The organism is Wenjunlia tyrosinilytica (genome assembly GCF_014646055.1).
Lineage (GTDB): Bacteria > Actinomycetota > Actinomycetes > Streptomycetales > Streptomycetaceae > Wenjunlia > Wenjunlia tyrosinilytica.
Window position 1 is genome coordinate 19,506 of the sequence record NZ_BMMS01000031.1, and the last position, 26,559, is coordinate 46,064.

Consider the following 26,559-nt stretch of genomic DNA (forward strand, 5'->3'; position numbering starts at 1 on the left):
AGGCCCAGCGGGCCGGGTGCGCCGCCGTCAATCCTCGTCGTCCCCGACAGCCTCCGGGTCCCGGAAGGGGCGCAGTCCCTGACCGGGTCCGCCGGCCTTGATGTTGAACAGATAGCGGCCCAGGAAGGTGATGTGCCGGTCCTTGAGAGGGGAGAGGCGGGCCACGTCCTCGTCCTTGATGTCGTGGCCCTCGGCGCGGAGCTGGGCGACGGCGGCATCCAGGTAGCGGGTGTTCCACAGGACGACAGCGTTGAGGACCAGGCAAGCGGCGGTAGGTGTCGTCGACCGGGTCGACCAGGGCGAGCAGGTGCATGGCTTTGTCGATCCGGCCGTACTCGGCGAACGCGGCGCCGAGCGGGGTCGGGTGGCCCTCACGGCCGAACATCCGCAGCAGGTCGTAGGCACGGACCTGGTTCGTGATGAGCGACCCGCGACGCGAAGCATGTCCGGCCAGTGCGTGGCGATCCGCTTGAGGTTCACCTTGTTGCAGGCGACAGCCTCCAGCGGTCCGTACCCGGCGGCCGGCACCTTCCCGTCGGGCAGGTCGGCCCGCCAGAGCCTCTGGTCCTGGAGGTCGCGGAAGCGCTGGGCGAAGCGGAAGCCGTGCAGATGTGCACCGCCATGCCCAACCGGTGCGCGTCCGTACGACGCAGCGCGATCAGGTCACGGTCGTCATCGTCGAGGAAGGAGAACCGCTCCAGCTCCGGGCGCGTGGCCCGGCCTAGAGCCCGGGGAAGAGGTCGATGAAGGGCGTGGAGGCCGCGTTGATGCCGCGCTCGAAGGGGGCGTCGAAGTCCCAGATCAGGAAGAGCAGGAACGCGATCAGCGCACTGAACAGCCCCGCCAGCAACAGCTCCCTCGGGGAGCGGCGGATCTGCAGGGTGAAGATCAGCCCCACGGTCACGAGCGCCCCGGCGATGAGGCCGAACCAGACCACACCCGGCATGGTGGCCCCCACGCTCTGCCCGCGAGCGTTGCGGGCGTCGTCGGCCACCGCGACCTGGTCGACGATCGGCTGGTAGGACTGCGACTCATGGTCGTCGGCGGGTTTGTAGGCGATGACGTCGCGCCGCACCCGGCCCAGCAGTTCGGCCCCCCGGTCGGAGAGCCGGTCCTCGGCCGCCATGATCGGCCACTCCTTGTGGACGACGTACCCCACATAGGCGTCGACGTCCCGGCGGATGCGGTCGCGCACCTGGGGCGGGTACGCCTGGGCCCGCGCACTCACCTCATACAGCGCCTGCGCCTCACGGCGGACGCCGTCCTGGGCGGCGCCGCGCGCCTCCCACACCCCGGCGATGGCGAGGCCGAGCACGATGGCGTACACCACGCCGATCATCATCGTCATGTACTCGATGACGTCGGGAGTCTGCGAGGGGTCGTCGTCATCTCCGATCCGCCGCTGTTTGAGCACCGTGATAACGAGCACGACGGCGCAGGCGGCGACCATCGCCAGGGTCAGGACCAGCCATTCGGACATGGGCACCTCCGAGGATCGAACGGGACACGGGTCACGACCTGGCGGATCCACGAGCTCCCGCGCCGCCGCGCGAGCGGGGACGGAACGCGGCGGCCGCGAGCACGGCGGGCGCTACGAGGAGCAGGGTCATGGTGACGAGCGATGTGCCGCGGGTCGGCTTCCTGCCCGGCGGGGGCACATAGGCCCGTCGCAAGTGGTGGTGCGGAGCCGGGGGCTCGACCGCGACGATCGGGGCCGGTCGATGGCTGGGCTTGGGCGGCGGAGGAAGGGAGGGCGGTGGCGCCACGACGGCCGCGGGGGCCCGCGGCTTCGGTGGAGCGGGCTTCGCCGGATTCGGCTTCGGTGCCGGTTTCGCGGGACTCGGCGCAGGGGGCCGCCCGCACGGCCTGCCCCAGGAGAGCTCGACATGGGCTCCCTGACTGCTCGTCACATTCAATGAGGCATGCGGGCAGCGCCCGCCCACGACGTCCGCGACGACGCTGTCGCCGCCATTGCGCACCTCGAGGCGGTGGTGGCGCCCCGCGCAGCCGTCCGGCGACACACACAGACGCCCGGGCCCGCCGTCCGGCACCACCACCCCGGCCACACCTTTGCGGGACACCCCGGCGACACCGCTGGGCAGCGGCTTGGGCACGCGCACGGAGACCTTCACCCGCCCGTCACGAGTGACCGTCCCCGTGACCCTTCCGGGCACCGGTGGCGCTGCGGTGCGACGGGGCTGGGGAGCGACCGCATGGCCCGTCGTTCGAGCGGGCCTTCCGCGGAACGGGCGCGCAGGCGTTCCGGGGGAGATTCGCGAAGGCGGTCCCCCACCCACGCCAACTGCGCTTCTCCCGCCCACACCTACTGCGCTTCCCCCGCCCGATCCCACTGCGCTTCCCCCTCCCCATCCCACTGCGCTTCCCCCGCCCCATCCCACCCCGTCCCCGGGCGCGGCCGTGGCCGCCGCCGGAGCCCCGAGCACAACGACGGCGGCCGCGATGGCCGCAACGGACAGCCGCCGCAGAGGCGGTCCCACCCCATCCCATGCGTTCACGACCACGATGGTCGGCCGCCGGAGCGGTCGGGGAATGAGTTCCGCCGGCCATTCCCCCGAAAGGATCACTCGAGGTTTGAATCCCGATGTCCGCTGACTTCCGAAGCGGGCCGGGCGGGAGCGAGGACCGGGGTGAGTGCGCGGGCCCGGTTCCGCCGCACGGCTTCGCGTGCCACACTTTCTGACGGATCGTCAGGCAGCTGACCGGGAGGCACTGTGGGACGCGCGCGCACACCGGTGGTCGCCGGGTGGTTCACCGAGGAGCCCGAACGCCCAGAGGACTTCCGGCTGCTGGGCACCCGGTGCGCCGACTGCTCGGCGGTGTTCTTCCCCCGCGAGGACGACTTCTGCCGCAACCCCGCCTGCTGCGGTACCCGCCTGCTGGAGGTGCCGCTCTCACCCCGCGGCCGGGTGTGGTCGTTCACCGACGGGCGGTACCGGCCGCCCGCCCCGTACGTCTCGGATCCGGCGCGGGAGTGGGAGCCGTACACGCTCGTCGCCGTCGAGCTGGCGGCCGAGCGGATGGTCGTGCTCGGCCAGGCGGTCCCGGGGATCACCGTGGCGGACCTGGCCGTCGGAATGGAGGTCGAGGTGGTTCCGGGGGTGCTGAACGAGGACGACGAGCGGGTGTGGACCACCTGGCACTGGCGTCCGGTGGGAGCGCGGCCGTGACCGGCGATGTGGCGGTGCTCGGAGCGGGGATGCATCCGTGGGGGAAGTGGGGGCGCGGCTTCACCGAGTACGGGGTGGCCGCGGCGCGGGAAGCGCTGGCCGACGCGGGTCTGGACTGGACACGGGTGACGCTGGTGTGCGGCGCGCAGACCGTGCGGGGCGGCTACCCCGGCCACGTCGCGGGTGCCGCCTTCGCCCGGGCCCTGGGGTGGCAGGGGGCGAGGGTGTCCAGCTCCTACGCCGCCTGCGCGTCGGGGGCCCAAGCCGTGAACACCGCACGGGCGCACATCCTCGCCGGGATGGCGGATGTCGCCCTGGTGGTGGGCGCGGACGCCGCGCCCAAGGGGTTCTTCGCACCCGCCGGGGGCGAGCGGGCGGACGACCCCGACTGGCTGCGCTTCCGCATCCTCGGCGCCACCAACCCCGCCTATTTCGCCCTCTACGCACGGCGCCGCATGGCGGTCCACGGCGACACGGCCGAGGACTTCGCGCTGGTGAAGGTGAAGAACGCGGCGGCTGGAGCGGCCAACCCCTGCGCCCGTTACCGCAGGGCCGTCACCGCCGACGAGGTGGCCGCCTCCCCGGTGGTCGCCGACCCGCTGCGGCTGCTCGACATCTGCGCGACCTCCGACGGGGCGGCGGCCCTGGTGCTGTCGAGCATGGAGTTCGCGCGGCGGCACACGGCCCACCCGGTGTGGATCACGGCGGTCTCCACCGTCACCCCGCGCTTCCCCCAGACCGTGCTGGAACTGCCGGACTTCGCCACCGACTCCGCCGCGGGCACCGACCCGGCGGCCGGTACGGGAAAGGATGGCGCAGGCACAGTCCGCACGGGAGCGGTCCAGGCGGGAAGGGACCACGCGGGAACGGTCCATGCGGGAACGGAGCCCGATCGGGCAGGGTTCCGGGCGTCGATCGCGGCCGCCGCCTACGAGGAGGCGGGGGCGGGGCCCGAGGACCTGGACCTGGCGGAGGTCTACGACCTGTCGACCGCGCTGGAGCTCCAGTGGTACGAGGACATCGGGCTCTGCCCGCCCGGGGACGCGGCGAGGCTTCTGCGGGAGGGCGCGACGGGCCTCGGCGGGCGGATTCCGGTCAACCCCAGCGGAGGTCTGGCCTCGTTCGGCGAGGCGGTGCCCGCTCAGGCAATCGCTCAGGTGTGTGAGGCGGTGCGCCAGCTTCGGGGGCAGGCCGGGGACCGGCAGATCGAGGGCGCCCGGGTCGCCCTCACCGCGAACCAGGGGCTGTTCGGTCACGGTTCGTCCGTGGTTGTCGTGCGCTGACGTTGCGGTGTTCGTGTCCTTGACGGCATATCTGGGCGGGGGAACACTCTTGCGGAGTCAGTCGGCGTCAGCGCACTCCGGCGCAGGGCGCCAGGCTGTCCGCGCCCTGGTGCTCCCGCGCTGCCGTCCGCCCACACGGCCCCCGGGCGGGGGCGGGCCAGGACACAAGGAGCCGCCATGCACTCCAACGCAGACGTGTTCATCGGGGAGACCATCGGCACGGCCATCCTGATCCTCTTCGGTGCCGGCGTGTGCGCCGCCGTCACCCTCAAACACTCCAAGGCACGTGCCTCCGGGTGGATCGTCATCGCCTTCGGCTGGGGCTTCGGCGTGCTGTCGGGGGCCTACATCGCGGCTCCCCTGTCGGGTGCCCATCTGAACCCCGCCGTGACGCTGGGCATCGCCATCGACACCGGGGACTGGGACCAGGTCGTCTACTACCTGCTCGGGCAGTTCCTCGGCGCCATGATCGGCGCGGCCCTGGCCTGGCTGGTGTACTACGGGCAGTTCGCCGCCAACGAGGAGGACGACACGCTCGGCATCTTCTCCACCATCCCGGAGATCCGGAACACCTGGCAGAACCTGGTCAGCGAAATCATCGCCACCTTCGCCCTGGTCCTCGGCGTCCTGGCGTTCGGCCTGACCAAGGGGCTCGGCGAGAGCGGCACCAGTGTGCTCATCGTCTCGTTCCTCGTCGTCGGGATAGGCCTGTCCCTCGGCGGGCCGACGGGCTACGCCATCAACCCTGCCCGCGACCTAGGGCCGCGTGTCGTACACGCCCTGCTCCCGCACAGCAGGGGCACCTCCGACTGGGGCTACTCCTGGATTCCGGTCGCCGGGCCACTCATCGGGGCGGCGGCTGCGGCTGGGCTGTTCAACGCGGCATTCTGAGATCCCGTCCGTTCCGAATCCCGTCTCCGAGCCCACGGCTCCAAGCCAAGCCCCCGTCTCCAAGGCCCCGGCTCCAAGCCCCCATCTCCAAGGCCCGGCTCCAAGGCCCCGGCTCCAGGCCCGTCCCGAAGTTCCCGCTCCGACGTCCCCGACTCGACCTCCCCGACTCGACCGCCTCGACTCGACCGCCTCGACCAGCCGTCCTCTTACTCGACGTCCTCTTCCCGACCTCGTAGGGCCGGCTCTCGCACGATCCGACCGGCTCGACCAAGCCAGTGAGGCTGACATGACCGATTCGTTCGTCGCCGCCATCGATCAGGGAACGACCTCCAGCCGCTGCATCATCTTCGCCGCCGACAGCCGCACCGTGGCCGTCGACCAGCGCGAGCACCGCCAGCTCTTCCCCAAGCCCGGCTGGGTGGAGCACGACGCCACCGAGATCTGGTCCAAGACGCAGGCCGTGGTGGCGGGGGCCCTCGCCAAGGCCGGCATCCGGGCGGACCAGCTCAAGGCACTCGGCATCACCAACCAGCGCGAGACCACCGTGCTGTGGGACCGCGCCACCGGCAAGCCGGTGCACAACGCGATCGTCTGGCAGGACACCCGTACCGCCTCGCTGTGCACCCAGCTCGGCGGGGACGCCGGGCAGGACCGCTTCCGCGACGCCACGGGACTGCCCCTCGCCAGCTATTTCTCCGGTCCGAAGGCCGCCTGGCTCCTGGACAACGTGCCCGGGCTGCGGCGCCGCGCGGAGAACGGCGAGATCGCGTTCGGCACCATCGACTCCTGGCTGATCTGGAACCTCACCGGCGGCACCGACGGCGGTGTCCACGTCACCGACGTCACCAACGCCGGGCGCACCATGCTGATGAACCTGGAGACCCTCCAGTGGGACCCGGCCATCCTCGAGGCGATGAACGTGCCCGAGGCGATCCTCCCCGAGATCCGCTCCTCCTCGGAGGTGTACGGCACGGGCACCGGGCAGCTCGCCGGTGTGCCCGTCGCCTCCGCGCTCGGCGACCAGCAGGCGGCGATCTTCGGGCAGACCTGCTACGACGTGGGCGAGGCGAAGAACACCTATGGAACGGGCAGCTTCCTGCTGCTCAACACCGGCAACCGGCCGGTGCCGTCCAAGAGCGGCCTGCTGACCACCATGGGCTACCGCATCGGCAACGAGGCCCCGGTGTACTGCCTGGAAGGGGCCATCGCGATCACCGGCGCACTGGTGCAGTGGTTCCGCGACCAGTTGGGGATCATCAGCACCGCGGCCGAGATCGAGACGCTGGCGAGCAGCGTGGAGGACAACGGCGGGGCCTACATCGTGCCCGCGTTCTCCGGTCTGTTCGCGCCCTACTGGCGCGGTGACGCCCGGGGTGTGGTCACCGGGCTGACCCGGTACGTCACCAAGGCCCATCTGGCACGGGCCGTGCTGGAGGCCACGTCGTGGCAGACCCGCGAGGTGGTGGACGCGATGTACCAGGACTCGGGGGTGCAGCTGACCTCACTGAAGGTCGACGGCGGTATGACGTCGAACAATCTGCTGATGCAGCACCAGGCGGATGTGCTGGACGTGCCGGTGATCCGGCCGATAATCGCGGAGACGACGTGCCTGGGCGCGGCCTACGCGGCCGGTCTCGCGGTCGGATTCTGGCCGGACCTGGACGCGCTGAGGGCGAACTGGAAGCGCGCGGCGGAGTGGACGCCGCGCATGGACGCGTCGGTGCGCGAGCGGGAGTACCGCAACTGGCGCAAGGCCGTGGAGCGCAGCTTCGGCTGGCTCGACGACGACGAACAGTAGGGCCGGTCCGGGCCCACGGCCCGGGAACTCGCGACGGTCGCGCCCGCCGCCCGCACGTTCCGCGTGCGGGTGGCGGGCGCGCCGCATGGCATGCCCGGTGAGGCGATGGACGCCCAGTGCTTCCAGTACGTGGCGTCCCCGGCCTCGACGCGTTGGCGAACGTGCCGTGCCGGTGCCCGCGTTGAGCCGGAGACGGTTGGGGTGTCGCCGGAGACGAGGTCCGTTCTGCCGTTGCCGTCGGTGCCGCTGTGGGCGTAGGAGATGGCCGCCTACGGGGCGGGAACCGGCTCGGAGGCGCGTGCCTCGGCCGAGCGCCGCAGGGCGTGCTCGACCACGGCGATGAGCACTTCCTTGGCGGACTCCCGCTCGCGGGCGTCGCACGCGACCACGGGCACGTGCTCGTCCAGGTCGAGGGCGTCCCGTACGGCCTCCGCCGGGAAGCTGCGGGCTCCCTCGAAGCAGTTGACCGCGACGGCGAACGGGATCCCCCGCCGCTCGAAGTAGTCCACCGCGGCGAAGCAGTCCTCGAGCCTGCGGGTGTCGGCCAGGACCACGGCGCCCAGCGCCCCCTGCGCCAACTCGTCCCACAGGAACCAGAAACGGTCCTGGCCCGGGGTGCCGAACAGGTAGAGGACGAGCCCCTCGCGGACGGTGATGCGCCCGAAGTCCATGGCCACCGTGGTGGTGGTCTTCTGCTCGACCCCCGCGGTGTCGTCGACCGGCTCACCGGCGGCGCTGAGCGCCTCCTCGGTGCGCAGCGGCTTGATCTCGCTGACCGCTCCGACGAGGGTGGTCTTGCCCACGCCGAAGCCGCCCGCGACCAGGATCTTGAGCGCCACGGGCGCCTGCTCCGGTTCTTGCCGGCGTCGGTCAGAGCGCCCGAAGACCATTGATCACCTCGCGCAGGATCCTCTCGTCGGGAAGCTGGGCCGGGGGGACGGGGCGGCTGACACGGACCAGTTCCGCGTGCATCAGGTCGCCGACGAGCACCCGGACCACACCCACGGGCAGGTCGGTCTCCGCCGCGAGTTCCGCGACGGACATCGCCTCGGCCGTGCACACCTCGATGATGTCGAGGTGCTCAGGGGTGAGCGTCAGGTCGGGCAGGTCCTCGATGTCGCCGGTCCCACCGGCCTCGGCGAGGACCAGGGCGATCAGGTCGAGCTTCTCCTCGGCCGCGCTTCTGGTGCGGCCACGGGTCATCGCGTAAGGCCGTACCACCGCTCCGGCCTCGTCGTCGTACCATCGTGTGTCCGCGTCTGATGCCATGAGCCGGTGTCACCCCCCTGTCGGTATGCCGTCTCGCGGGGCGGTGGCCAGATGGGCCCCGACCCGCTTGACGAGAAGTGTCATCTCGTAGGCGATCTGGCCGACGTCCGCTTCGGCGTCGGCGAGTACGGCGAGGCAGCTTCCGTCGCCCGCGGCGGTGACGAAGAGGAAGGCGTCGTCGAGTTCGACCATGGTCTGACGGACCGAGCCCGCCTTGAAGTGCCGCCCGACCCCCTTGGCCAGGCTGTGGAATCCGGAGGCGACGGCCGCCAGGTGTTCGGCGTCCTCACGTGACAGACCCTGTGATCCGCCGGTGGCCAGCCCGTCGCTGGAGAGCACTAGGGCCTTGCGGATGTTTCTGACGCGCGAAACGAGGTCGTCGAGAAGCCAGTTCAGCTCCCCCGTCGGATTCGCCGATGCGGTCATCGACCGTCCCTTTCTGTACTGGATCGTGGTGACGTCACGCCCGGGCCGTCCGTGGAGTCGGCCCGGTCCCCGTGTGGGCCGCCTTCTGCGTCCTCGGTGTCTTCGGTGGCGTTGCGTCCGCGCTGCCACCCACGCTGGAACGACGCCATCCGGGACCGTACTTCGTCGGCCGAACGCTCCCGAGCGGGCGGGGCCTCCTGGGCCGCTGCCGCCGCTTCGGCCTGGGCCGCGCGCAGCTGCGGTGCGAGGTTCGCCTGGCGCACTCGCCGGGGCAGCCCGTACTCGTTGCTGCCCGCGCCCGGCCGGGCGCTGGGCAGTGCGGGGTCGGCGGACGCGGAGGCCTGGCCGTGGTCGGGAGCGGGCTCGGTCCGGGCGTGCCGAGACTCGGAGCGGGCGGGGGGCGCGCCCTCGACGGTACGGCCGCGGTCCGCGACGAGGACCGGGGAGCGGCGGCGGCGCGGCAGCCCTCCCGGTGTGCGGTCGGCCGTGCGCTCCCCGGGGCCGTCCTCGCGGGCCTGCGCGGAGACGGGCTGCACCTCCCGCTGCTCCTGGCGGGCCGTGGGGACGGGCGCGGCCTCGGCGGGGGCGTCGACCGGGCCGAGCCCCCATTCGCGGAAGGCCGCCCGGGTCCGCATGGCGGGAGCCTCGTCGAAGCCCTCGTCCTCGTCGTAGTCCGCCTCGCCGGCCGCGCCGGGAGCCCTGCGCTCGGCGGTGGTCGAGGACGACGGGCTCTCGGTCAGCAGGGAGTTGGGGATGAGGACGACGGCGGTGGTGCCGCCGTAGGGGGACTGGCGCAGGGAGACCCGCACGCCATGGCGCTGTGCGAGGCGGCTGACCACGAACAGGCCGAGCCGGTCGGTGTCGGAGAGCTCGAACTCCGGTGTCTCCGCGAGGCGCTGGTTCGCCTCGAGGAGCGTGGTGGCGGGCATCCCGAGGCCGCGGTCGTCGACCTCGAGGACGAAGCCGTTGGCCACCTGCTCGCCGTGGACCTGGACATGTGTGTGGGGCGGGGAGAACACCGTGGCGTTCTCGACCAGTTCGGCGACGAGGTGGGTGATGTCGGCGACCGCGCCGCCCGTAAGGGCCACACGGGGCATGCGGCGGACCTCGACGCGCTCGTAGTCCTCGACCTCGGCGACGGCGGCGCGGACCACGTTGATGAGCATGACGGGGTTGCGCCAGGCGCGGGCCGGGGCGACGCCGGAGAGGATGACCAGGCCCTCGGCGTGCCGCCGCATACGGGTGGTCATGTGGTCGAGGCGGAACAGGTCGGCGAGTTCCTCGGCGTCCTCGGTGCGGCGCTCCATGGTGTCGAGGAGCGTGAGCTGGCGGTGGAGGAGTACCTGGCTGCGGCGGGCGAGGTTGACGAAGACCTCGGAGACCCCGCGGCGCATCTCGGCCTGTTTGACGGCCGCTTCGACGGCGGCCCGCTGGACGTCGTTGAACGCCTGGCCGACCTGGCTGACCTCGTCGTGGCCCTCGCGGAACGCGATGGGCGGGATCTCCGCCTCGACGTCCAGCTCCTCACCGGAGGCGAGGCGGCGCATGACGCGCGGCAGGCGGTTGCCCGACAGCTCCAGGGCGGCCTTGCGCAGCCGGGTGAGGTCGCGCACGAGGTTGCGGCCGATACGGAAGGAGATGACGAGAGACGCGAGGACGGCGATCAGACCGAGGACGATGACGGCGGCGGCGTAGATGTTGGTGCGGTCCTCGTACGCCTGGGAGCGGTCGGTGAAGCGGCCCACGCTCGCCATCTTGATCCGGGTGAGGTCCTTGCCGGCGGCGGCCAGCGTGGAGGTCCAGCGCTCGGCGTCGACCGCGCGGGGCGCGCCGCCCGCGCCCGCGCTGATCAGGGACTCCTCCATGTCGTGCAGCGCCCTGCCGTTGGCACTCGCGGTGAAGTCCCTGTACGCCTTGCGGTCGGCGGGCAGCGGGAGTTCGGGGACATGGATGCGCAGCAGCACGCGCTGTTCGGCCACCGCGTCGGACAGGTACCGGAATTCGGGTCCCGACATGCGGCCGGAGGCCAGTGCCGCGGAGGCGAGGGCGTCCTCGCGGGTCACGGCGTCCTGGGCCCGGCTGACGCTGACGATGGTGCGTATGTGCTTGGCGAGCTTGTCGTTGATGCCGGCGTTGAGGTCGGCGAAGAGGAGGAAGCCTCCGTCGATGATCCGCGAGTAGCCGTCGAACGCCTTGGCACGGGTCATCTCGCGCGAGCTGACCTGCTGGCGCAGCCCGTCGAGCCCGTTGAGCTCGGTCTTGAGGGAGTCCAGGCGCCTTCGCTGGCCGGAGTTGAGCATCGAGCGGTCGTCGGGGTTCCTCGCGGCGGCGAGCAGCACCTCCCGGCTCCGGTCGGTGCTGTCCTGGGCCCGGCGCAGGTCGTCGAGGGCTCCGCGGTGCCGGGGGTCGGCGAGGTAGAGCAGCGCGTCGCGCCGTTCGGACTGCATGGTCGCCATCAGGCCGTCGAGCGGGCGGCCGAACGTCTTGTTCATGGCCTTGACGTCCGTGATGCCCATGACCTCTTCGGCCGCGTCGACCGCCGCGACGGCCCACACGGCCACGAGGGACACCAGGGGCACCGACAGCAGTGCCACGATCTTCCGGCGGATCGATCTCCCGCGAGAGCGCATCGTCTGCGTACAACCTTCATGCCGGGACAGGGGGTTATCAAACGGCGCGAGCTTACTACTGACCGATGAACGCATCGAAGCCTGTTCCGGCGCTATTTGAGCACGTCAAGTGGTACGCAACATGGCCAATTGTCCTGTGATCTCCGGACATCCCCGCCCCGATCCACCGTGTTTTGATTGACCGTTGAATGGGTACGGACGCAACTCTGACTGTAATTATTCGGTACACGGTTCGTGATGGCGCCGGGTCACACCGCGCTGAAACGTGTCCGCACGGGTGCGCGGGCACGCAAAAGCCGCGTCCGTGCCGTTGTGCGGCCATGGCCGGAGGACCGCTTCAGGCCATGGCCGCTGCGCCTTCGCGCACGGCTGGCCTGTACAGGAGCGCGGCCGGGAGCCCGCCCTGGTGGGACCGGGGTGCGGGCCCCCGGACACCGCATCCGCCACAGCCGGACAAGCCGGCACACGACGACAGCTCCCCCCCGCGCGCGGACGCCGATTCACGCCTGCCGGATACGGGAGCACCGCGCCGAGGGGCGATATCCGGACACCGCGCCGTGACCACGGACCGACTCACTGCCCGAAGTGTCCGCATTGCCGTCCGCATTGCCGTCCGCGCGGCCGTCCGCGCGGCCCGGGCCCGGAGCGCGGGCAGGGGCACGGCGGGGCGGACGGCGGCGGACAGCGGCCCATCGGCGCGGGCCGGATGAGCGCTTTTGCGCGCCGCCGCGGGAACCCTCGGGGCGATTCACCCGTCGGATCAAGTGAGGGCCGTACCCATCGACCTCGCTGTTCGAGGCCGGATGAGACGTCCGCGCGAGCCATACGGGGGATCTTCGGTTCAGGGGTGGGGAGACCCGGCGAGGGGATCGCGGCACTTCCGGAATGGAGTCCTGGGTTCCGGGCAGGGTGTACCGAGTCGGGACGACCTGTCCGTGTCGATTGCGAATCATGGGGGTTGAGTCATGAGTGTGGTGCAGGAAGGCGAGGCACTGGATCGTGCCTTCGTCAATCAGGGACAGGGCCGGGGGACCCTGTGGGAGGAGGAGCGCGTCGGCAGGCAGCGCATGGCGGATCCCGTACGCCGGTCCGCTGTCCGCGCGTTCCTGATCGGGGCGGTCACGCTGATCGAGGTCAATGTCGCGGTGCTGGGCACGCTCGGCGGGTCCTGGATCGCCGCTCCGGCGACGCTCGCCGCCGTGGTGAGCACGATAGTGGCCACCTGGGCGGTGCTCGATGTGTGGGTGACCCGGCAGGTGCACGTCCAACGCCACGGGGTGGTGTCCACTCCCAGCAGCGCCGCCCGTCCCGCGCGCGGACACCTCGGCCTCGCCCGCCGCTCGCACGAGGGCCGCGCCACGGGCTCCCCGCAGCACCTGTCGTCCCGGGCCGCCTGACCCGCCGCGACAGCCGCCCGCTTCATCGTTCGGGAGGCCTGCGGAACATCCGGGTCGCGGTGATCTCGCCGTGCACCACTTCCTCCCCGGGTTCCTGGACCGGCAGTCCGGGCCGCAGGTGCTCCTCGACGCTGATGTACTTCAGCCCCGCGCGCAGGTCCGCGTCGTTGCGCAGGCGCACGACGAGCGGGAACTCCGCCAGCGCGGTGGTGTCGAACAGCCCCGTCGTGTAGATCAGCTGCACTCCCAGCGCGTCCGCGAAGGAGCGCTGGAGCTCCAGCAGGTAGGCGGCGTTGGCCCGGCCGATGGGGTTGTCCAGGAAGAGCGTGCCCGCGTGGCGGTGCCGGTCCCGCCCGCGGTCGTTGCTGCGCAGCGCGGCCATCGTGCAGTACAGGGCGATCGCCGCGGTGAGCAACTGCCCTCCGGAGAACACGTCGCCCATCTGGCCCACCGGCACCCGCTCGGCACGAAGCACGGCGTCCGGTTTGAGGATCTCCACCGCCACGCCCCTGGGAGCGAGCGCGGCATGCACTCCGCGCAGGAGCAAGGACATGCCGTCACGGCGTCCCCAGTCCGCCTTCTGGCCCGGGCCGCTCTTCTTGACCGCCGCGCGGGTGGCCTCGTCGATGACCTCGCCGAGGCGCTCGGTGAGCGTGGCCCGGTCCGGGTCCTCGAAGCGGATCCGCAGGAACTCCTGCCCCGACCACTCCCCCAGCCCCTCCGGCAGACGGGACAGCCGCTGCGCCGAGCGCAGGGTGTCCAGGGACGCCTCCACCAGGCCGCGCAGCCGGTCGACGATGCTGTCGCGGTTGCGCATGAGCTGTTCCAGCTCGTCGGTCAGCACTCTCAGGCGCGGCGCGAACGCGGCGGCCCACGCGGCGGCGTGATCGGGCAGCGAGGCGGCCGGCAGTTCCCTGATCTGCTGGCGCGCGGGGGTGCGCACCTGCTCGTAGCGGGCGGCGTTGGCATGCCTGATGAGGATGTCGCAGGCTTCCCTGACGGCCGATTCGGCGGCCGACAGGTCCGCGGCGCAGCCACGCAGGGAGCGGCGGGCCTCGGCCGCGGCGGCCCGCGCGGCCGCCAGGTCGCCCGGATAGGGCCCGGCCTCCGGGACCCCGTCCTCCCCCTGTGCCCAGGAGTGCGGGCCGTCGCGCAGCAGATCGCGCAGGAGCGCCGCCACCTCGTCGAACCCCGAAGCGCGGTCCTCGGCGGCGTGGCCGGCCCGCACCAGCTCGGTGTGCTCGGCACATGCGGCCTCGTGGGCGTCGGTGCACTCGGCGAGCCTGCCGGTGGCGGCGCGCAGGAGCGTCTGGGCGTGCTCGGTGTCGCTCGGGAGCAGGTCTTCGGGAAGCTCGGTGTGGGCGTCGCCGTGGGCGGGCGCGTGGCGTTCGGCCTCGGCCCGCAGACGGCCCAGTTGCTCACTCGCCGCCGACGCGCGGCTCTCAATGGTCTGCATCAGGGTCTCGACACGGGCGGCGGCGGCCTGGCGTGACGGGCCGTCGGCCCCGTCGGGACCCTCGAGCAGGCCGGCGGCGCGGGTGCGGACCTTGTTGGTCAGCCGGTCCAGCTCGGCGCGCGCGGCGCTCTCCGCGCTCTCGGCGCGGGCCTGTTCGGCGCGCAGGTCGGCGCCCACGCCGACCTTCTCGTAGAGCTGGGAGGCCGCCCGGTACGCCTCGCGCAGGGCGGGCAGCGAGGCACGGGGCGGCTCGTCGGTGCCGGTGCGGTCAGCGCTGTCGGCGGCGCCGGCGATCTCGGCCCGTTCGGCGCGCAGGGTACGGGCGGTGCGGCGGGCGTCGTCGGCCGCGCGCTGCGCCGCGCGCCGGTCCTCGTCGGCCGCGCGGGCGCGGGCGAGGCAGGCGGCCGCGCGGGCCTCGGCCTCGGCGCTGTCCTGGCTGAGTTCACGGGTGCGGCGGGTCCAGTTGGCGCGCTCACGCAGCCGGTGGGCGAGCCCCGCGAGGGCGTCGGCGCGGCGGCGGGCCCGCTGGGCTGCCTCCTGGCGCTGTTCACGCACCACCAGCGCGTCGGCCGCGGCCTGTTCCGCGTCGGCTGCGTCGGCGCGTGCGGCGGCCAGCTGCTCATGCGCGTCGGCGGCGGCCGTGCGGGCCTGTTCGACGGCCAGCGCGGACTCGGCGAGGCGGCCGGGCGGGCAGGCGGCGCGCCACGAGGCCAGGCGCCCGGCCAGGGCCCGGTCGGCGGAGAGCCGGGCGGCGAGCGCGCGGATCTCCTCCTCGCGTCCGGTGGCCCGGGTGCGCAGGGCCTGGCGCTCGTCGTCGGCGGCGAGTTCGTCGTGCATCGCCGGGTTCGGCGGGACGAGGAACACCTCCGGTTCGCCGCTGCCGACCGACGGCGGAGGCGGTGCGAGCAGGGCGGCGCTGGTACCGACGGCGACCGCGCTGCGGGGCAGCAACGCGGCGGTCGACAGGACCTCACGGGCCCGGCGGTAGGTGGAGGGATCGGTGACGACGACGCCGTCGACGAGCTCGGGGCGGGCGGCGAGCACGGCGGCGTGGTCGACGGGATCGACGGCCTGGGCGAGATAGCGCCATCCGGGCAGGGCGGGGATGCCGTGCTCGCCCAGATACTCCACGGTGGCCAGCACATCGGGTCCGGGCGGCAGCAGTCCGCCGTCGCCGAGCGCGGCGAGGATGCGGGAGTCCTCCGCGGCGCCGGTACGCAGGTCGAACAGCTGCCGCTCGGCGCGGGCGACCACGTCGTCCAGCAGCTCCCGCAGGTCCTCGGCGGCGGAGTCGAGGAGCTCGGGGGTGAGCGCCGTGTCGTCGCCATGGGTCCGGGGGGAGGCCCCGGACGCAGTGGCCTCTGTATCGGCCTGCCCGCCCGTACTGGCCTCCCCGTCGCCCGGGGCCGGCGCGGCCGGGGGGCCGCCCGGCTCCGGGCTGGTCCTGGCCGCCGGGATGCCCACGCCGGGGGCCGGCCGCCGTGCCGCCAGGCCGAGGAGTTCGGTGAGGCGTTCGTCGTCGGTGAGGGCGCGGGTGGCGCGCAGCTCAGCGGCGCGGGCGGCCCTGGCCGCGGCGAGGGCGTCGGCGGCGCGGGCCGAGGCCAGGTCCGCGCGTGCCTGCGCACCCGCTGCCTCGCGGCTGCGGGCTCCCGCCTCGTCGGCGGCGGCCCTGGCCTGCTCCCAAGCGGCTTCCGCGGCCCGGCTGTTCTCCGCGGCCTCCAGCGCCGCGCGAGCGGGGTCCGCGTCGGGCGCGGTGTCGTCGAGCCAGCCCGCGCGCACGGCCTCCGCGGTCTCCTGTCCGACCTCGGCCAGGCGCTGGCGCAGATGCTCGGCCTCGCTGCGGGCCTTCTGCGCTGCCGTGGCCGCGGCGGTGGCGTCTCGGTGGGAGGTCTCGGAGCCGGTCTGCAGGGCGGACGCGCGCTCCTCCTCGGCGTCGGCCGCCTCCTCGGCCGCCTCGGCGGCGCAGTCCAGGGCACGCACCAGCTCGGCCGCCGCCTTGGCACGCGCGGCGAGGGCGGGGGCCGCGTCCCGCTCGGCCTCCTGGATCGCGGCGGCCACCCGGGCCGAGCGGTCGGCGGCGGCGCGGTGGCGCAGGACGGACTCGGCGGCCTGCCAGGCGGAATGGGCGGTGCGGGCGTCGGCCAGTTCCCGGCGCAGCGCGGCGGCGTCCTTCTCGGCGGAGCCGAGAGCGAGCGAGGCGTGGCGGTGGGCGAGTTCGGCGGCGATGAGCGCCGCGTGGGCGCGTCGGGAGTCGGCCTCGGCGACGGCTTCGGCGGCGGTGGCGACCTGTTCCTCCAGGTGCGCGGCCCTGGCCCGTTCCTCACCGGCCCGTGCGGTGAGCCTGCGGGCGAGCTGGCGGGCGCGGCGCTCGGAGAGGGTGTGGATCTCGCGGGAGCCGTCGCGGGCGGCGGTGGCCTCGACGATACGGCTGAGCAGTTCCAGCGAGCCCGCGGTGAAGTCCCGTTCGGCGGTGAGCTCGGCGCGGCGGCCCAGCTTGTTGGCGAAGCCGTGGACGAGGTCGGCGAGCCCGTCGGTGTCACGGGTGTCGGTGACGGCCCGCAGGAGAAGGTCGGTGAAGTCGGAGTCGTTCTTCACCGCGAACAGGCCGGCGGCCTCGCCCTCGTCGGCGTTCATCTCCCGCTGGTAGCGGAAGAGTTCGGGGTCCAGGCCCAGGGCGCCCAGGTGCTCGTTCCAGCGCTCGTGGATCTCTTCCCAGACGATGTCCAGATGGGGGTACGCCCGTCCGGCCTCCGTGAGGGCGTCACGGAAGCCCTTCATCGTGCGGCGGCGGCCTCGCGCGGTGGTGGGGCTGCCGTCCGGTGAGGGCACGGCGATGCCCGCGGCCTCGGCGACCGGCAGCGAGTCCAGGGTCAGGCCGGGGCCCGGCCGGAAGGAGTACCAGCTCTCGGCGAACTTGCGGGGGTCGGAGGAGACCTGGCGGCCGCGCCACTCGCTGACCTTGCCGACGACGACGAGTTCGCCGGTGAGGGTGTGCTGCCACTCCAGGGCGACATGGCCGCAGTCGTCCGCGAGCAGGAACTTGCGCAGCACTCCGGAGCTGGCGCCGCCGAGGGTGTTGCGGTGGCCGGGCAGCATCACGGAGAAGATCAGCTTGAGCAGGACGGACTTGCCGCCGCCGTTCTCCAGGAAGAGCACACCCGCGGGGGCGGGCCGCCGCCGGGGGCCGGAGGGCTCCTCACCGAACAGGTCGACCTGGAGCGGCGCCGGCTCCGCCACGGGTTCGCCGACTCCGCGCAGGTCCAGGACCGTGTCGGCGTAGCGTGCGCCGGCTGGTCCGATGGAGTACAGGCGTACCCGGGACAGCTCGTACATGTGTGTCTTCTCGCCAGTCGGAGTGGGCTGGTTGGTGGGTCGGCGGTGGGGCTAGTGGGAGTGGAAGGGCAGGCCGGCGTCGGCGACCAGCTCGTCGCTGTCGTCCGCGGGTGCCAGAGCGGCGGTGCCGTCACTGACCGGGACGACGCCGAGTTCGAGCAGTTCGGCCATGGCGGCGCTGCTCGCGAGGTCGCGGACCTGCAACTGGTAGCGGGCGGTGGTGCGGTAGGTGCCGCCGGCGTCGTCGGCGGTCTTCTGCAGGAAGCCCGAATCCACGAGGAAGGCGACCGCCTTGCCGATGATTCCTATGGTGGAGCCGGACAGGCGCCGGGCGTCCTTGGTGGCGCCGGTGGCGCTGCGCCGGGTGTAGACCCGCCAGGCGGCTTCGAGGCCGGGGGCGTCGGAGGCCGGGTCGGTGTTCTCCCCCGCCTCCTCGGCACGCTCCTCCAGGCGGCGGCAGGCCTGGCGGACGAACGAGTCCACGCCGTTGACCGTGATCCGTCCGATGTAGCCGTCGTCGGCGAGGTCCTCGGGGCGCGGGAACGCCATCGCCGCCACCGCGAGATGCGCCAGGCCGTGCAGGAAGCGGTCGGTGGAGTCCGAGGCGGCGCGGCGAGAGTAGTCGCCCATGCGCACGGAGAAGACGGAGTCCTCGGCTGCGGCCAGCGCCATTCCCGCGCGTGCCGAGACCTCGAGGACGACGAGGCCGAGACCGGTGGCCACGGCGTCGGCGAGGCGGGCGAAGGCGGGGTCGTCGCGGTGGCGGCGGATGAGCTCGGCGTACTCGAGGTCGCGGGCGGGCAGCAGCTTGGGCTGGAGTCCGAACGAGACCAGCCGGGAGGCGTCCGCGGCGTCGGCCGGGGTGACGGCCCCGGCCCCGGGGGGCCGCGCGCCGGTGTCGTGCTCGTCGTGCCGGTCCGCGTACCTGTCCTGCTCGGCAGCGGTGTGCGGATCTGCGGTGTCGTTCACGGTCGTGCCTCCCTCCCTGCGGTGTGCTGATCTGCGGTCTGTGCCTCCGCGGTGTATGCCCCCGCGGTGTGCTGATCTGCGGTCTGTGCCTCCGCGGCGTGTGCGCGAGTGCCGGGCCCGAGCGTGCCCGCAGTGCCGTGGATGCCCGCCGTGCGGTGCGTGCGGTGCGGTCCCTGACTGTCCTGCCGGAGCGTCATGAGGCCCGCTCCGCCGCCATCGCGGCCGCGTCGAGCGTCGCGGTGCCGACGATGAGGTCGGCGCCGCCGAACTCCGGGTCGTCCAGCGGCGTCCCGTCGTCCACCGCGAACAGCAGCCGCTCCTCCCCCTGCCGGTAGGCGACACCGACGGGCGGGCTGGCGGCGTGCACGGCGAGGAGGGCGAGCAGATACGGGAGTTCCGGATCGGACCGCCGGGCCTCGGCCAGCAGACCGGACAGCCGTCTGGGCGCGTCCGGGGGCAGGTCGAGCAGATGCAGCGCGGTGTCCATCTGCTCGTCCGAGAACCGGCTGTCGTCGGGCGTGGCCACCAGGTCCGGCTCCGGCATCAGCGCACCGAGGTGCTCGCGCTCCAGCGGCGGGGTCAGCAGGCCGTCCACGAGGTCGCAGACCCGGGCCGCGGCGGGGGTGCGCAGACCTGTGCCGGAGGCGAAGAAGGCGTCGGTGACCTTGGACGCGCGCTCGACCGGCAGCGGCAGAAGGGGCCCGAGCAGCTGCCCGTAGAGGTCGGTCCCGGCCCGTGCGGGCGGCGCCGCGAACGCCTGGCGGTCCTGCTCGGCACGGAAGAGCGGCCCGGCCTCGAGCAGCCGGGACTGCAACTGGGTGTGGCGCCGGATGCAGTCCTTGACTATGTCCACGAGCTCGGCGGCGCGCCGCTTGTGCTCGCCGGTGCGGTGGTCGACGGCCTCGGCCTCGTCGCGCACGCGGCGGATGTTGGTGAGGATCGCGTTCTCGTGCCGGTAGCGGTCGGCGACGTGGTCGAGTGCCTCGGCGATGAGGTCGGGGACCGCGCGCAGCCAGTCGACGGCCCGGACATTGCGCCGGGTGGCCTCCAGCGCCCGGCGCAGCGATTCGGCGTACTGGACGGTGCGGTAGCGGGCCTGTTCGGCGGCGAGCTGGGCGTCGGCGAGCCGGCCCCGCTCGATGAGCACCTCGAGCTTGACCTCGGCGGCGATCTGGGCGCTGGCGACGTCGGTGTCGAGCGCCCCCACCAGTACGTTGACGGCTTCGTCGGTGGTGCGCAGATAGACCCCGCCGTCGGGGCCCGGCACCTCTTCGACGAGCTTGAAGTCGTAGTCGCGGCGCACATAGGCGCCGTCGGGGCCGAAGGTGCCGTAAACGGCGCGGAAGCCGCGGTCGACACTGCCCACGTTGATCAGGTTCTCCAGGACCCAGCGGGCGACGCGCTCGTGCTCGGCGGCGGGGCGCCGCGGGGCCTGCGCGGCGACCCTCGGCAGGAGCCGGGCGACGACCTGCTCGTGATCGGCGCCGGTGTCGAAGTCCATGTTGAGCGTGACCAGGTCGATGGAGGCGAGCGCCACCTCGGCCATGGAGTAGACGGTGTACTCCCCCGCCAGATTCGCCTTGCGCACGTCCAGGTCGTGCAGCGGCGCGGTGCAGGCCAGCGCCTTGAGGCGGCGGGCGAGGCCCTCGTCGGCCGCTGGGCCCGGCGCGGGGCGCGGGGCGCCCGGGGGCGTCTGGTGGTGGACGGTTGCGGTCACGACGCACAGATTAGGCGGTCGCACCGACAACGATCGATTCGGCACGGTTGCGGTGGATGGGCGGCAATGCGGGACCCTGCAACATGCGTTCGGCACCGTTGACGCCAAGTCGCCCCGTCCCTACGGTTACCGGAGGGTAACCTCTGAGGAAGGCGGACGCCGGCATGGCGCGGTCCACGCATGTGCGCACATCCGACGGCACCAGGCTCCATGCCGTCGTCGAAGGTCCAGACGACGCCCCGCTCACCGTGGTCCTCGCCCACGGCTGGACGCTCACCCATGCCTCATGGGCGGCGCAGGTGGCGGCGCTGACCGCCACCGGGGCCGAGCACCCGGTGCGCACCGTCACCTACGACCAGCGCGGCCATGGGCGTTCGGAGCGCGGAGCCGCCGTGCTCTCGATCGACCTGCTCGGCGACGACCTCGCCAGGGTGCTGGCGCAGACCGCGCCGGAAGGGCCCGTGGTGCTGGTGGGGCACTCCATGGGCGGAATGACCGTCATGGCGCTGGCCGCGTCACGGCCCGAACTGTTCGGCGGGAGGGTCGTCGGCGTCCTGCTCACCGGGACATCCGCGGGCGGGCTCTCCGTGCCCCCGCCCGGACGAGTGCCGGGACTGGCGAGGGCGGTGCGCCGCGGCCAGGGCGCGTTTCTCGCCCATGCCGCCCGCCACCCGGCCCGCTTCGAACGGCTGCGGCGCCTGGCTCCCCCGACCGCGGCGCTGCACCGGCGCCAGGTGCGGGGCTTCCTCTTCGGAGTGCGCCCGCCCCGCCAGGCCGTCCTGGAGTGCGCCCGGATGATCCACGACACGCCGATCGAGGTGATCGCGGCCTTCTTCCCCGCGATCATGACGCACGACAAGAGCCGTGCGCTGTCCGCGCTGTCGGGCGTGCCGGTGAGCATCCTGTGCGGTTCGCTGGACAAGCTCACACCCGTGTCCCACACCCGCGCGCTGGCCGCCGCCCTGCCGCACGCCCGCGTCCACATCGAGGCGGGCTGCGGGCACATGCTCCAGACCGAGCGCCCGGACGTGGTGAGCGGCCGTCTTCGCGAGCTCGTGGCCGACGTCCACCCGGCGGTGCCCAGGACCGAGGTCGGCCCCTGATTCCGCCGCGTCCTCCCTGATCCGCACGGCGTCCCCTCCGATCCGCACGGCGTCCCCACCCGATCCGCACGGCGTCCTCCCTGATCCGCACGGCGTCCCCGCCCGATCCGCACGGCGTCGGCTGCCGCGTCCCGTGAAAGCCCCGTTGGCGGCGCGGCTGACCCTACGATCGGATCAAGGGGAACGACCAACGATGGGGATGCCATGTCCGACCCGGTGATCGACCTGAACGCGGACCTGGGAGAGGGGTTCGGGCGCTGGCGCCTGACCGACGACGAGGCCCTGCTGGAGGTCGTGACCAGCGCGAACGTCGCCTGCGGTTTCCACGCCGGTGACCCGTCCACCATGCGGCGGGTGTGCGAGCTGGCCGCCGAGCGGGGCGTGCGGATCGGCGCGCAGGTCTCCTACCGCGATCTGGCCGGGTTCGGGCGGCGGGCGATGGATGTGCCGTCCGACGAGCTCGCGGACGAGATCGCCTACCAGATCGGCGCGTTGCAGGTGTTCGCCAGGTCGGCCGGCTCATGGGTCTGCTACGTCAAACCGCACGGCGCGCTGTACAACCGGGCCGTGGGCGACGAGGAACAGGCCGCCGCCGTGGTGGCGGGCGTGGTGCGGGCGGGCGGAGCGCTGCCGGTGCTGGGCCTGGGGGGCTCCGCCCTGCACCGGGCCGCCGAGAAGGCGGGACTGCCCGTGGTCGCCGAGGCGTTCGCCGACCGTGCCTACACCGCGTCCGGCACGCTGGTACCGAGAAGCGAGCACGGCGCGGTCGTCACCTCGCCCGAGACCGTAGTCGAGCGCAGTCTCGACATCGCCCGCGACGGGGTCGTGACCGCGCTGAGCGGCGAGCGGATCGCTGTCGCGGCGCGCTCGCTGTGCCTGCACGGTGACACGCCCGGGGCGGCGCGCCTGGCCGTACGTGTGCGCGGCAGCCTCCAGGCCGCCGGGGTGCGGCTGGAGCCGTTCGCATGAACGGTCCGGGCCGCGCGCACGCCCTTCACCCGGGCTCCGCGACGGTGCGGGCGGCGGGCTCGCACGCCCTGCTGGTCGAGCTCGAATCCGGTGAGCACGCCGAGGCGTTCCACGCGGAGGTGCTGCGGCGCCGGGACGCCGGGGAACTGCCGGGAGTGCGCGAGATCGTTCCCGGCGCCCGCACCGTCCTGCTCGACGGGCTCGACGACCCGGCCGCCCTGGCCGGGGAGCTGCCCTCGTGGGAGGTGCCGAGGCTGGAGGCGGGCAGCGGTCCGCTGGTGGAGGTGCCCGTGCGCTACGACGGCGCGGACCTCGCCGAGGTCGCCGCGCTGTGGGGCGTGGCGGAGGAGGAGGTGGGACGCGTCCACAGCGGTGTCGAGCACCATGTGGCGTTCTGCGGATTCGCCCCCGGTTTCGCCTATCTGACCGGGCTCCGGGCGCAGTACCACATGCCCCGGCGCTCCACCCCGCGCACCGCCGTGCCCGCCGGCTCCGTCGCCCTCGCCGGCCCCTACACCGGTGTCTACCCGCGCTCCTCCCCCGGCGGCTGGCAGCTCATCGGCACCACCCGCTCGACGCTGTGGGACCCGGACCGCGAACCGGCGGCGCTGCTCTCGCCGGGCACGAGGGTGCGCTTCGTCATGGAGGACGGGTGAACGGGATCGAGGTCGTCCGGGCGGGCGTGCTGACCACCGTTCAGGACCTGGGCAGAACGGGCTACGCGCATCTGGGCGTGCCGCGGGGAGGAGCGCTGGACGCGCCGGCGCACCGGCTCGCCAACCGCCTGGCCGGCAACCCCGCCGAGGCCGCCACGCTGGAGACCACCGTCACCGGGGTGGCGGTACGCCCCCGCGAACCGGTGACCGCCGCCGTGACGGGAGCGTCCGCGCCGGTCACGGTGGACGGCCGCCCGGTTGCCTGGGGAGCGCCCGTGCGCGTCCCGGCGGGCTCGGTGCTGGAGGTGGGGCCCGCCGTCCACGGCCTGCGCAGCTATCTGGCGTTCGCCGGGGGCGTCGCCGTGGAGCCGGTCCTGGGCAGCCGCTGCACCGATGTGCTGTCGGGCCTGGGCCCCGCGCCGCTCAAGGACGCGGATGTGGTGCCGCTGGGCGACCGTCATGGCCCGGCGGCGCACCTGGACGGCCCCCCGGGCGGGGCACCGGGAGGGGAACTGGTGCTGCGCGTGGTGCTGGGACCGCGCGACGACTGGTTCACGGCCGGGTCGCTGCGCACGCTGGGGACGGGCGCGTACCGCGTGTCGGCGGCCGGCAACCGCATCGGCCTGCGCCTGGAGGGCCCACCGCTGGAGCGCGCGGTGAAGGGCGAACTGCCCAGCGAGGGAATGGTCCTGGGCGCCGTCCAGGTCCCCCCGGACGGCCACCCCGTGGTCTTCCTCGCCGACCACCCCACGACGGGCGGCTACCCGGTGATCGCCGTGGTCCCCGAGCCGGACCTCGCCCCGGCAGCGCAGGCCGCCCCGGGCACCGCCGTGCGCTTCGTCCCGGTCAGGAGCGCGGCGCGGGACCGCGCACGGCTCGGCTGAGCCGCCGGGGGCGGGAAGAGCGCCGAGGCGCAGGCGCGCCGACGGCCGCCGGGCGTGCGCCGGGGTGGCTCATCGCGCTGTCAGACGCGGCCGCGTCGACGGGGCGGGTGCTGCTCCCCGGCTCTCTCGGCTGCCCCGCGTGTGCACGTTCAAGAAGGCCTCGACCGCTGCGGGCCAGCCGAATTGTTCGGCGCGGGCACGGGCGGCGGTGCGGCGGGATGCTTCCGGGCGGGCGAGGATGCGCAGGACGGCGTCGGCGAAGGACTCGCCGTCGTCCGCGGCCGCCGCTCCCGCGTCGCCCACGATGGAGGGCAGCGCCGACGAGGCGCTGACGACCGCCGGGGTGCCGCAGGCCATCGCCTCCAGGGCCGCCAGACCGAACGTCTCCACCGGGCCCGGGGCCAGGCAGACGTCCGCCGAGGCCTGGACAGCGGCGAGTTCGCGCGGGTCGGCGACGTGGCCGAGGAAGGTCACCGGCAGGTTCTCCTCCAGCGCCCGCCGCGTCAGCCGCGCGCGCAGCGGTCCCTCCCCCGCCACCACGAGCGCCGCCCGCACCCCGCGTCCGCGCAGGGCCGCGAGGGCGTCCAGCGCCCTGCCGGGCCGTTTCTCCATCGACAGACGGGAGCACATCGCCAGCAGGACGTCCTCGCCCCGTCCGTGCCACTGGCGCAGGGCGTCGCTGTGCAGCGACGGACGGCAGTGCGCGAGGTCGACACCCAGCGGCGCGTGCACGAGGTTGCGCACCCCGATCCTGGTGAACTCCGCCGCCGCCCACCGCGTGGTGCACACCACCGTCGAGTGGGTCCTGGCGGAGCGCAGGTTGAGGGCGTCGGCCGTGCGCCGAACCGCCGGGCGGGGAACGCCCCACGTACGCAGCAGGCCGTCGAGGCTCTCGTGGGAGACCATCGCGGCCCGGATGCGGTGGTGGCGCGCCCAGGCCCCGGTCCAGCGCAGGGTGGTGCGGTCGCACACCTCCAGCCGGTCCGGCCGCAGGTCGTCCAGGAGCCGGGCGACGGGTCCCCTCGCCGCCAGGACGCGGTAGCCGCCGGTCCCGGGCAGGGCGGGTCCGGGCAGGGTCACCACCCGGCCCTGCGCGGTCTGCTCGTCGTGAAAACGGGGACCGGGGACGATGAGCACGGGCTCGTGGCCCGCGGCCAGGTAACCGGCGCCCAGGTGGTGCAGCGCGGTGCGCAGGCCGCCGGAGACCGGGGTGACGAAGTTCGCGAGCCGGACGATGCGCAGTCCCCCGCTCATGCGACGCTGCCTTCGCGGGAGACGAGTGCGCGCTCGCGCTGCCGGATCCGCCCGTACGGCCGTGCCGCCGTGACGGCGCCGGGGACGCGCGCGGGACGGCGCTGCTCGAGCACTTCGGCGTAGTGGCCGAGGAGCTGGTCGCCGACGGCGGCCCAGGTCCTCGCGGCGACCGCGGCGCGCCCCGCCCGGCCGAACGCCCTTCGGGAGGCGGGAGCCGCCGCCAGCCCGGCCACGGCCTCGCGCAGCGCGGCGCCGTCGCGCGGGGGCACCAGCAGACCGGTGGTGCCGTGGTGCACCAGGTCGAGCGGGCCTCCGGCGGCGGGTGCGACGACGGGGACGCCACTGGCCATGGCCTCCTGGACCGTCTGGCAGAAGGTCTCCAGCGGCCCCGTGTGCACGAACAGGTCCAGCGACGCGTAGAGCCCGGCCAGTTCGTCGCCGGTGCGGCGGCCCGGGAACACCGCTCCCGGCAGTGCCTCGCGCAGACTCTGCTCGCTGGGCCCGTCACCGATGACGACGACCTTCACCCCCGGCAGAGAGCACACCCCGGCGAGCAGGTCCACGCGCTTCTCCGGCGCCAGCCGCCCGACGTAGCCGACGAGCAGTTCGCCGCCGGGGGCGAGCCCGGCGCGGAGCACGGGGTCGCGGTGGCGGGGGTGGAACCGCTCGGAGTCGACACCGCGCGGCCACAGGTGCACCCGGGGAACGCCGTGCTCGACCAGATCGCTCATCGCGGCCGTGGAGGGGGCCAGGGTGCGGTCCGCCGCGCTGTGGAGGGCCCGCATGCGCCGCCAGGCGGCGCCGCCGCCGACCCCGAGGTAGGTGCGGGCGTATCCGGCGAGGTCGGTCTGGTAGACGGCGACCGCGGGCAGCCCCAGCCGCTCGGCGGCGGCCATACCGCGGGCACCGAGGACGAAGGGACTGGCCAGGTGGACGATGTCGGCGCGGTGCTCGGCCAGCGCGGCGGCCACCCGGCGGGTGGGCAGGGCGACGCGGACCTGGCGGTATCCGGGCCACGGCACGGACGGCACATGCACCAGGCGGTACGGGCCGTCGGCGGGTGCCGCCCGCTCCGCGACCGAGGGTGCGACCACCAGGGTGTCGTGGCCGCGGGCGGCGAGGTGCTCGGCCGTGCGCACTGCGCAGTGGGCGACCCCGTTGACGTCGGGGGGGAAGGATTCGGTGACGATGGCGACACGCATACCGCCGTTGTCTCGGTGCCAGGCGTTGGCCAGGGCACGTCGATCTTTCCCACCGGAGAACGTCGCGTGAGCGTTGGACGCGCCACGCGGCGAAGGCCCGGGTGCGGCCCCGGCGAAGTCGCCGGGTGGCGGCT

The 26,559-nt window shown here is 73.6% G+C and carries 20 protein-coding genes and 1 pseudogene; 9 read left to right on the forward strand and 12 right to left on the reverse strand.

The features are described from left to right. Positions 1 to 27 precede the first annotated feature (27 nt). The 3 genes and pseudogenes from IEY86_RS28380 to IEY86_RS28390 all read right to left on the reverse strand — a co-directional run. Positions 28 to 609, reverse strand: a pseudogene (locus IEY86_RS28380) (Tn3 family transposase); the annotation flags it as partial. A gap of 112 nt (positions 610 to 721) precedes the next feature. After that, complete coding sequence (locus IEY86_RS28385) at positions 722 to 1,480, reverse strand: bestrophin-like domain (RefSeq protein ID WP_189134742.1); 759 nt, start codon at positions 1,478 to 1,480, stop codon at positions 722 to 724. Between the two features lie 31 nt (positions 1,481 to 1,511). Continuing rightward, positions 1,512 to 2,114, reverse strand: coding sequence for a hypothetical protein (locus IEY86_RS28390; protein ID WP_189134743.1), 603 nt, complete (start codon positions 2,112 to 2,114; stop codon positions 1,512 to 1,514). Positions 2,115 to 2,732: 618 nt separating this feature from the next. On the opposite strand from IEY86_RS28390, the gene IEY86_RS28395 reads away from it, so the two are divergent. From IEY86_RS28395 to glpK, 4 genes are all read left to right on the forward strand, one after another. Further along, positions 2,733 to 3,188 (forward strand): Zn-ribbon domain-containing OB-fold protein, encoded by a 456-nt coding sequence (locus tag IEY86_RS28395; protein ID WP_189134744.1) that lies wholly within the window; start codon positions 2,733 to 2,735, stop codon positions 3,186 to 3,188. After that, the gene (locus IEY86_RS28400; protein ID WP_189134790.1) at positions 3,185 to 4,471 is read left to right on the forward strand and encodes a lipid-transfer protein; all 1,287 of its coding nucleotides are present in this window, start codon (positions 3,185 to 3,187) and stop codon (positions 4,469 to 4,471) included. Before IEY86_RS28395 ends, IEY86_RS28400 begins: the two co-directional genes overlap by 4 nt. A 177-nt stretch (positions 4,472 to 4,648) precedes the next feature. Then, positions 4,649 to 5,362 (forward strand): MIP/aquaporin family protein, encoded by a 714-nt coding sequence (locus tag IEY86_RS28405; protein WP_189134745.1) that lies wholly within the window; start codon positions 4,649 to 4,651, stop codon positions 5,360 to 5,362. Positions 5,363 to 5,648: 286 nt separating this feature from the next. Continuing rightward, positions 5,649 to 7,160, forward strand: a complete 1,512-nt coding sequence (gene glpK / locus IEY86_RS28410) for a glycerol kinase GlpK (RefSeq protein ID WP_189134746.1) — start codon at positions 5,649 to 5,651, stop codon at positions 7,158 to 7,160. Between the two features lie 269 nt (positions 7,161 to 7,429). On the opposite strand, the gene IEY86_RS28415 is transcribed toward glpK, so the two are convergent. The 4 genes from IEY86_RS28415 to IEY86_RS28430 are packed head-to-tail and all read right to left on the reverse strand — an operon-like array spanning position 7,430 to position 11,485. Further along, positions 7,430 to 8,050 (reverse strand): GTP-binding protein, encoded by a 621-nt coding sequence (locus tag IEY86_RS28415; protein WP_189134747.1) that lies wholly within the window; start codon positions 8,048 to 8,050, stop codon positions 7,430 to 7,432. Beyond that, positions 8,031 to 8,429: a DUF742 domain-containing protein gene (locus tag IEY86_RS28420; RefSeq protein WP_189134748.1), complete on the reverse strand. Its 399-nt coding sequence runs from the start codon at positions 8,427 to 8,429 to the stop codon at positions 8,031 to 8,033. The genes IEY86_RS28415 and IEY86_RS28420 overlap by 20 nt, the downstream gene beginning before the upstream one ends. A gap of 9 nt (positions 8,430 to 8,438) precedes the next feature. Further along, on the reverse strand, positions 8,439 to 8,855 hold the full coding sequence (locus IEY86_RS28425; protein WP_189134749.1) for a roadblock/LC7 domain-containing protein: 417 nt from the start codon (positions 8,853 to 8,855) through the stop codon (positions 8,439 to 8,441). Next, positions 8,852 to 11,485: a sensor histidine kinase gene (locus IEY86_RS28430; RefSeq protein ID WP_189134750.1), complete on the reverse strand. Its 2,634-nt coding sequence runs from the start codon at positions 11,483 to 11,485 to the stop codon at positions 8,852 to 8,854. The genes IEY86_RS28425 and IEY86_RS28430 overlap by 4 nt, the downstream gene beginning before the upstream one ends. A 965-nt stretch (positions 11,486 to 12,450) precedes the next feature. On the opposite strand from IEY86_RS28430, the gene IEY86_RS28435 reads away from it, so the two are divergent. Then, a complete protein-coding gene (locus IEY86_RS28435) occupies positions 12,451 to 12,882 on the forward strand; it encodes a hypothetical protein (protein WP_189134751.1) in 432 nt (143 codons plus the stop codon). Between the two features lie 22 nt (positions 12,883 to 12,904). Here IEY86_RS28435 and IEY86_RS28440 read toward each other — a convergent pair whose 3' ends face one another. The 3 genes from IEY86_RS28440 to IEY86_RS28450 form a co-directional block, all read right to left on the reverse strand. After that, positions 12,905 to 17,671, reverse strand: a complete 4,767-nt coding sequence (locus IEY86_RS28440) for a hypothetical protein (RefSeq protein WP_189134752.1) — start codon at positions 17,669 to 17,671, stop codon at positions 12,905 to 12,907. A 51-nt stretch (positions 17,672 to 17,722) separates the two neighbouring features. After that, positions 17,723 to 18,640: a hypothetical protein gene (locus IEY86_RS28445; RefSeq protein WP_189134753.1), complete on the reverse strand. Its 918-nt coding sequence runs from the start codon at positions 18,638 to 18,640 to the stop codon at positions 17,723 to 17,725. A gap of 193 nt (positions 18,641 to 18,833) precedes the next feature. Further along, complete coding sequence (locus tag IEY86_RS28450; RefSeq protein WP_229698835.1) at positions 18,834 to 20,357, reverse strand: hypothetical protein; 1,524 nt, start codon at positions 20,355 to 20,357, stop codon at positions 18,834 to 18,836. A gap of 164 nt (positions 20,358 to 20,521) precedes the next feature. On the opposite strand from IEY86_RS28450, the gene IEY86_RS28455 reads away from it, so the two are divergent. From IEY86_RS28455 to IEY86_RS28470, 4 genes are all read left to right on the forward strand, one after another. After that, positions 20,522 to 21,460 (forward strand): alpha/beta fold hydrolase, encoded by a 939-nt coding sequence (locus IEY86_RS28455; protein WP_189134754.1) that lies wholly within the window; start codon positions 20,522 to 20,524, stop codon positions 21,458 to 21,460. A gap of 204 nt (positions 21,461 to 21,664) precedes the next feature. Continuing rightward, on the forward strand, positions 21,665 to 22,429 hold the full coding sequence (locus IEY86_RS28460) for a LamB/YcsF family protein (protein ID WP_189134755.1): 765 nt from the start codon (positions 21,665 to 21,667) through the stop codon (positions 22,427 to 22,429). Beyond that, positions 22,426 to 23,085, forward strand: a complete 660-nt coding sequence (pxpB, locus tag IEY86_RS28465; protein ID WP_189134756.1) for a 5-oxoprolinase subunit PxpB — start codon at positions 22,426 to 22,428, stop codon at positions 23,083 to 23,085. The genes IEY86_RS28460 and pxpB overlap by 4 nt, the downstream gene beginning before the upstream one ends. Further along, positions 23,082 to 23,969 (forward strand): 5-oxoprolinase subunit C family protein, encoded by an 888-nt coding sequence (locus IEY86_RS28470; protein ID WP_189134757.1) that lies wholly within the window; start codon positions 23,082 to 23,084, stop codon positions 23,967 to 23,969. Before pxpB ends, IEY86_RS28470 begins: the two co-directional genes overlap by 4 nt. Before the next feature lie 69 nt (positions 23,970 to 24,038). On the opposite strand, the gene IEY86_RS28475 is transcribed toward IEY86_RS28470, so the two are convergent. Both IEY86_RS28475 and IEY86_RS28480 read right to left on the reverse strand, forming a co-directional pair. Then, the gene (locus IEY86_RS28475) at positions 24,039 to 25,223 is read right to left on the reverse strand and encodes a glycosyltransferase (RefSeq protein WP_189134758.1); all 1,185 of its coding nucleotides are present in this window, start codon (positions 25,221 to 25,223) and stop codon (positions 24,039 to 24,041) included. Beyond that, positions 25,220 to 26,425, reverse strand: a complete 1,206-nt coding sequence (locus IEY86_RS28480) for a glycosyltransferase family 4 protein (RefSeq protein ID WP_189134759.1) — start codon at positions 26,423 to 26,425, stop codon at positions 25,220 to 25,222. Before IEY86_RS28480 ends, IEY86_RS28475 begins: the two co-directional genes overlap by 4 nt. Between the last annotated feature and the right edge of the window lie 134 nt (positions 26,426 to 26,559).

Excerpts from the sequence above, each read along its gene's own strand:
- IEY86_RS28405 (WP_189134745.1), top strand. The coding sequence starts at position 4,649 with ATGCACTCCAACGCAGACGTGTTCATCGGGGAGACCATCGGCACGGCC.
- IEY86_RS28435 (WP_189134751.1), top strand. The coding sequence starts at position 12,451 with ATGAGTGTGGTGCAGGAAGGCGAGGCACTGGATCGTGCCTTCGTCAAT.
- IEY86_RS28425 (WP_189134749.1), bottom strand. The coding sequence starts at position 8,855 with ATGACCGCATCGGCGAATCCGACGGGGGAGCTGAACTGGCTTCTCGAC.
- IEY86_RS28460 (WP_189134755.1), top strand. The coding sequence starts at position 21,665 with ATGTCCGACCCGGTGATCGACCTGAACGCGGACCTGGGAGAGGGGTTC.
- IEY86_RS28415 (WP_189134747.1), bottom strand. The coding sequence starts at position 8,050 with ATGGTCTTCGGGCGCTCTGACCGACGCCGGCAAGAACCGGAGCAGGCG.
- IEY86_RS28480 (WP_189134759.1), bottom strand. The coding sequence starts at position 26,425 with ATGCGTGTCGCCATCGTCACCGAATCCTTCCCCCCCGACGTCAACGGG.
- IEY86_RS28475 (WP_189134758.1), bottom strand. The coding sequence starts at position 25,223 with ATGAGCGGGGGACTGCGCATCGTCCGGCTCGCGAACTTCGTCACCCCG.
- IEY86_RS28440 (WP_189134752.1), bottom strand. The coding sequence starts at position 17,671 with ATGTACGAGCTGTCCCGGGTACGCCTGTACTCCATCGGACCAGCCGGC.
- IEY86_RS28385 (WP_189134742.1), bottom strand. The coding sequence starts at position 1,480 with ATGTCCGAATGGCTGGTCCTGACCCTGGCGATGGTCGCCGCCTGCGCC.
- IEY86_RS28455 (WP_189134754.1), top strand. The coding sequence starts at position 20,522 with ATGGCGCGGTCCACGCATGTGCGCACATCCGACGGCACCAGGCTCCAT.
- pxpB (WP_189134756.1), top strand. The coding sequence starts at position 22,426 with ATGAACGGTCCGGGCCGCGCGCACGCCCTTCACCCGGGCTCCGCGACG.
- IEY86_RS28430 (WP_189134750.1), bottom strand. The coding sequence starts at position 11,485 with ATGCGCTCTCGCGGGAGATCGATCCGCCGGAAGATCGTGGCACTGCTG.
- IEY86_RS28420 (WP_189134748.1), bottom strand. The coding sequence starts at position 8,429 with ATGGCATCAGACGCGGACACACGATGGTACGACGACGAGGCCGGAGCG.
- glpK (WP_189134746.1), top strand. The coding sequence starts at position 5,649 with ATGACCGATTCGTTCGTCGCCGCCATCGATCAGGGAACGACCTCCAGC.